Genomic DNA, 5,037 nt, shown 5'->3' with positions numbered 1-5,037 from the left:
GATCGGCAAGCGTACGGTTATTGCCTGCTGGTCGGACGGTTCCAGAGATCGTCTTGGGCAGATCCTTGGCGACCATGGGCTGGGTTCGATCCAGGAAGTTGACACGCTGAAGGACGTTGAAGCGCTTCCGGACAAGACAACGGCACTTTGTGTGCTTGGGATAGAGCACGGTTTTGAACTCGCCGATGTCGTATTTATCGGAGAGCAGGACATTCTGGGTGACCGCCTGGTGCGCAAGACGCGCCGGAAGGCCAAGGGCGCCAATGTCATCACCGAGGCAACCGGCCTTTCCGAAGGGGATCTGGTCGTTCATGTCGAACACGGTATCGGACGCTTTATCGGTCTGAAGACGATTGAAGCCGTTGGCGCGCCGCATGATTGCCTTGAGCTTCAATACGCTGGCGGCGACAAGCTTTATCTTCCGGTTGAAAATATAGAGTTGCTGACGCGTTATGGTTCGGAAGACCAGGAAGCTCAACTCGACAAGCTGGGCGGCGGAGCATGGCAGGCCCGGAAAGCGAAACTCAAGAAACGCATTCTTGAGATCGCTGATGGATTGATCAAAACCGCTGCGGAACGTGCGCTGAAAACTGCACCGGTCGTGGAAACGCCGGAAGGCGTCTATGACGAGTTCGCGACCCGTTTCCCTTATGAGGAAACAGACGATCAGCTGACAGCCATCGATTCTGTCTTCGACGACCTTTCCTCCGGTCGTCCAATGGATCGGCTGGTATGCGGTGATGTCGGCTTCGGCAAAACCGAAGTCGCACTTCGGGCAGCCTTTATTGCAGCAATGTCAGGTCGACAGGTGGCAGTCGTTGTGCCGACAACGTTGCTTGCGCGACAGCACTACAAAACCTTCGCTGAACGTTTTCACGGTCTGCCGATCAACGTGGCGCATGCTTCTCGTCTTGTTCCGACCCGTCAGCTTACCCAGACCAAGAAGGGAATTGCAGATGGATCTGTCGATATCGTCGTCGGTACGCACGCGCTGCTTGGCAAATCCGTCCAGTTTCGGGACCTCGGACTGCTTATCATCGATGAGGAGCAGCATTTCGGGGTCAAGCACAAGGAACGGCTCAAGGAGCTGAAATCGGACGTTCACGTCCTGACCCTGTCGGCGACACCAATTCCGCGCACGCTGCAACTTGCGCTGACAGGTGTGCGGGAACTGTCGCTGATTGCGACCCCGCCGGTGGACCGGTTGGCGGTTCGCACCTTCGTATCGCCGTTTGATCCGCTGGTTGTACGTGAAGCACTGCTTCGCGAGCACTATCGCGGCGGTCAGAGCTTTTATGTATGTCCACGCCTTTCCGACCTGGCGGAGAGAAAAGCGTTTCTTGAAGAAAGTGTGCCGGAACTGAAAGTTGCCGTTGCCCACGGCCAGATGCCTCCCAGTGAGTTGGAAGACGTGATGAACGCTTTCTACGAGGGTAAGTACAACGTTCTGCTTTCGACCACGATCGTCGAATCCGGTCTCGATATCCCGACAGCCAACACCTTGATTGTGCATCGGGCCGATATGTTCGGACTGGCTCAGCTTTATCAGCTTCGTGGTCGCGTCGGACGATCGAAGACCCGCGCATACGCGCTCTTTACCGTGCCGGCAAACAAGACGCTGACCGTAACGGCTGAGCGTCGTTTGAAAGTGCTTCAGTCGCTCGAAACTCTCGGTGCGGGCTTCCAGCTCGCAAGTCACGATCTGGACATTCGCGGAGCAGGGAACCTGCTGGGCGAAGAGCAGTCCGGTCACGTGAAGGAGGTCGGCTTCGAGCTTTACCAGCAGATGCTGGAAGAGGCGGTTGCGCAATTGAAAGATGGCGGTGCCGATTTTGGCGAAGAACAATGGTCACCGCAGATCAATATTGGCACACCGGTTCTGATACCCGAAGATTATGTCGCTGATCTGCAACTTCGTCTGCAGCTCTACCGTCGGCTTGGCGATGTCTCTGAAGCCAGCGAGATCGATGCGTTCGGTGCGGAACTGATCGACCGGTTCGGGCCATTGCCGGAAGAAGTCCAGCATCTTCTCAAGATCGTCTTTATCAAGGGGCTGTGCCGCAAGGCGAATGTGGAGAAAGTGGACGCAGGGCCAAAAGGCATTGTTGTCAGCTTCCGCAACAGCGAGTTTGCCAATCCTGCCGGTCTGGTTTCCTATATTGCCGAGCAGGGCGTTCTTGCCAAGATTCGACCGGATCAACGTGTTGTTCTGACCCGTGATTGGGAAAAGACCGACTCACGGCTCAAAGGCACGGCGACAATCCTGACGAAACTGGCAAAGCTGGCGGCGGCATAGAATGGGGCCATTGCGGTAGCGTGTGAAACCCTACGCTAAGCAAGAGCCGCTTTTATTCTCCGGTGAACAAGATGTGCGCCCAGTCGAGCGGGGATGCGTGTGCCTGAAGTCCCGGTGAAACGGGAAATCTGGCATTCTGGCGCTCGGCGACAGCTTCGGCCACATGGGCCATGTTCCAATAGATCACGATGGCCGCCAGTTGGTTGAGCGCAAGGTTTTCGCATGCAGATGGTAGATGCGCACTTACCAGCCATCCTCGCCAACCAGCGGAACGAAAGCGACGCTGCCCAGGTTTTCGGTCCGAAAGGAGCCGTCAGAAGCGCGTCTTATGCGAAGCAATTCCTGACAGGCCTGGCTTTGTCCGACCGGAATGACCAGACGACCGCCAGGTTTCAGCTGCGCCTTGAGCGCTACGGGTGTCATTGGAGCGCCGGCCGCAACCGCGATCGCATCATAAGGAGCCTTGTCGGAATAACCGAGAGTGCCGTCGCCACAGATGACTTCGATGTCCGAATATCCGGCAGTTTCAAGATTTGTTCTGGCTAGATCTGCCAATTCAGGAATGCGTTCAACAGAAATGACAGACCTGCCAAGTTCCGAGAGCACAGCAGCCGCGTAACCGGACCCGCTACCTATTTCCAGGCAATCACTTTCCTCAGTAAGCTCAAGTGCTTCACACATCAGTGCGACTATGTAGGGTTGGGAAATCGTCTGATAGTGGCCTATGGCCAGCGGCCCATCCCAATAGGCGCGCGCCTGGCGAGTTCCGGAAACGAACAGATGCCGTGGAACCTTGCGCATGGCATCAAGGACCCGTTTGTCGCTAATTCCGCGGCTTTCAAGTTGTCGCTGAACCATTTCCTCGCGCTCAGAGGCGAACCGGTCCATATTTGGTCCTCCGGGTGTTAACAACATTTGCGCGTATTTAAATGCCATTCTCAAGACTCTATTAAACCTAAGGGCTCATAGTGTTTTGACCAAGAGACCATGAGTTCAGTGTTAAGGTCCGAACGTGCCACGAGCAGCTACCCGCCAGCGAAAGCAATCCTTCCTACGTCGTCTCATCACGCCGGCAATCGCCATTGCCGCGCTCGGTTATTTCGGGTTTCATGCCATGAGTGGCGAACTCGGCATGGTCGGTCGCGCCATGATCGAACGACAGGTGTCGGAACTTGAAACGGAGCTGGAACAACTGGTGGCTGAGCGCCAGGAATTGGTAGGACGTGTCAGTTTGCTGCGTCCGGAAAGCTTAGATCCTGACATGCTGGATGAAAGAGCTCGGCTCAATCTCAATCTGGTAAACACCAATGAGCTTGTCGTGCTTCGTCCGGGGCATCGTTACAACATAAACTGATATTCGGTTTATTTTCTTGAATTAACAAATTTCCAGTTAAAAACTAAATTTCCTCACCTGAACAACGCCTTAAATGGATTTGTATCTCCGAAAAACATGGATTGGATTGACAGGGGCGACAGGATAAGTTGCTCCTACCTGTCTTAGGGGAAACGTCACGCTGAGAAGAGGGTTATGGCCGCAGCAAGAAAGACCACTTCCGCTAGCTCGAAGAGCACCAGCCGGACCCGCAGCTCCGCCAAGAAGGCCGGGCCTGCGATCGCCAAGTTCAACAAGGACCAAGAACTTCACGCATACCGCGAAATGCTTCTGATCCGCCGATTCGAGGAAAAAGCCGGACAATTGTACGGCATGGGCCTCATCGGTGGTTTCTGCCATTTGTATATCGGACAGGAAGCTGTCGTTGTCGGTATGCAGATGGCGAAGAAAGAAGGTGATCAGATGATCACCGGTTACCGCGACCACGGCCATATGCTGGCTATGGATCTCGACCCGAAAGGCGTGATGGCGGAACTTACCGGGCGCCGGGGCGGCCTGTCGAAAGGCAAGGGCGGTTCCATGCATATGTTCTCCAAGGAAAAGCATTTCTATGGCGGTCATGGCATTGTCGGTGCACAGGTGTCGCTTGGCACTGGCCTCGGATTTGCCAACAAGTATCGCGAGAATGGCAATGTTGCGATGGCCTTTTTCGGCGATGGCGCATCCAATCAGGGGCAGGTCTACGAAAGCTTCAATATGGCTGAGCTGTGGAAGCTTCCTGTCGTTTACGTGATCGAGAACAACAAATACGGCATGGGTACGAGTATCAGCCGTGCCTCGGCCACGACCGATCTCTCGCAACGTGGTGCCTCCTTTGGTATTCCAGGCGAGCAGGTTGACGGAATGGATGTCCGGGCCGTGAAGGCCGCTTCCGAAAAGGCTCTCAAATGGTGCCGGGATGGCAAGGGACCATACATTCTTGAAATGATCACCTACCGCTACCGCGGTCATTCCATGTCCGACCCGGCGAAATATCGTTCCAAGGACGAAGTTCAGAAAATGCGCACCGAGCACGATCCCATCGAGCAGGTTCGCAAGCGTCTGCTCGACAACGGTTGGGCTTCCGAAGACGACCTCAAGGGCGTCGACAAGGATGTCCGGGCAAAGGTTGCAGAAGCTGCGGAATTTGCTCAGTCGGATCCGGAACCGGATGCGTCTGAACTCTACACCGATATTCTGCTTTAAAGCCGGGGGAAATTATGCCGATCGACATTTTGATGCCGGCGCTTTCGCCGACAATGGAAGAGGGTAAGCTCGCGAAATGGCTGAAAGCCGAGGGCGATACCGTTTCCGCAGGCGATGTGATCGCCGAAATTGAAACTGACAAGGCAACCATGGAAGTGGAAGC

5 protein-coding genes and 1 pseudogene are annotated in these 5,037 nt (G+C 55.1%); 4 read left to right on the top strand and 2 right to left on the bottom strand.

Annotation, left to right across the window (positions count from 1 at the left end; all coding sequences use genetic code 11):
- On the top strand, positions 1–2,296 hold a 2,296-nt coding region (gene mfd / locus K5905_RS27235), incomplete at its 5' end, for a transcription-repair coupling factor (RefSeq protein WP_297590170.1).
- Positions 2,297–2,348: 52 nt separating this feature from the next.
- Here mfd and K5905_RS27230 read toward each other — a convergent pair.
- Positions 2,349–2,504, bottom strand: a pseudogene (locus K5905_RS27230) (Tn3 family transposase); the annotation flags it as partial.
- 35 nt (positions 2,505–2,539) lie between these two features.
- On the bottom strand, positions 2,540–3,184 hold the full coding sequence (locus tag K5905_RS27225; RefSeq protein ID WP_297590168.1) for a protein-L-isoaspartate(D-aspartate) O-methyltransferase: 645 nt from the start codon (positions 3,182–3,184) through the stop codon (positions 2,540–2,542).
- 124 nt (positions 3,185–3,308) lie between these two features.
- Here K5905_RS27225 and K5905_RS27220 point away from each other — a divergent pair, with 124 nt between their 5' ends.
- From K5905_RS27220 to K5905_RS27210, 3 genes are all read left to right on the top strand, one after another.
- Positions 3,309–3,650, top strand: coding sequence for a septum formation initiator family protein (locus K5905_RS27220; protein WP_297590167.1), 342 nt, complete (start codon positions 3,309–3,311; stop codon positions 3,648–3,650).
- A gap of 174 nt (positions 3,651–3,824) precedes the next feature.
- On the top strand, positions 3,825–4,874 hold the full coding sequence (pdhA, locus tag K5905_RS27215) for a pyruvate dehydrogenase (acetyl-transferring) E1 component subunit alpha (protein WP_297590165.1): 1,050 nt from the start codon (positions 3,825–3,827) through the stop codon (positions 4,872–4,874).
- Positions 4,875–4,888: 14 nt separating this feature from the next.
- Positions 4,889–5,037, top strand: a 149-nt coding sequence (locus K5905_RS27210; RefSeq protein WP_297590172.1) for a biotin/lipoyl-containing protein, incomplete at its 3' end; no start/stop codon positions are given.

The organism is Roseibium sp., assembly GCF_025698965.1.
In the GTDB taxonomy this organism is placed as follows: Bacteria; Pseudomonadota; Alphaproteobacteria; order Rhizobiales; family Stappiaceae; genus Roseibium.
The sequence above is the reverse complement of the archived record's forward strand: the minus strand, read 5'-3'. Positions and strand labels throughout refer to the sequence as shown.

Coding starts and splice junctions, on each gene's coding strand:
- pdhA (WP_297590165.1), top strand. CDS start 3,825: ATGGCCGCAGCAAGAAAGACCACTTCCGCTAGCTCGAAGAGCACCAGC.
- K5905_RS27225 (WP_297590168.1), bottom strand. CDS start 3,184: ATGGACCGGTTCGCCTCTGAGCGCGAGGAAATGGTTCAGCGACAACTT.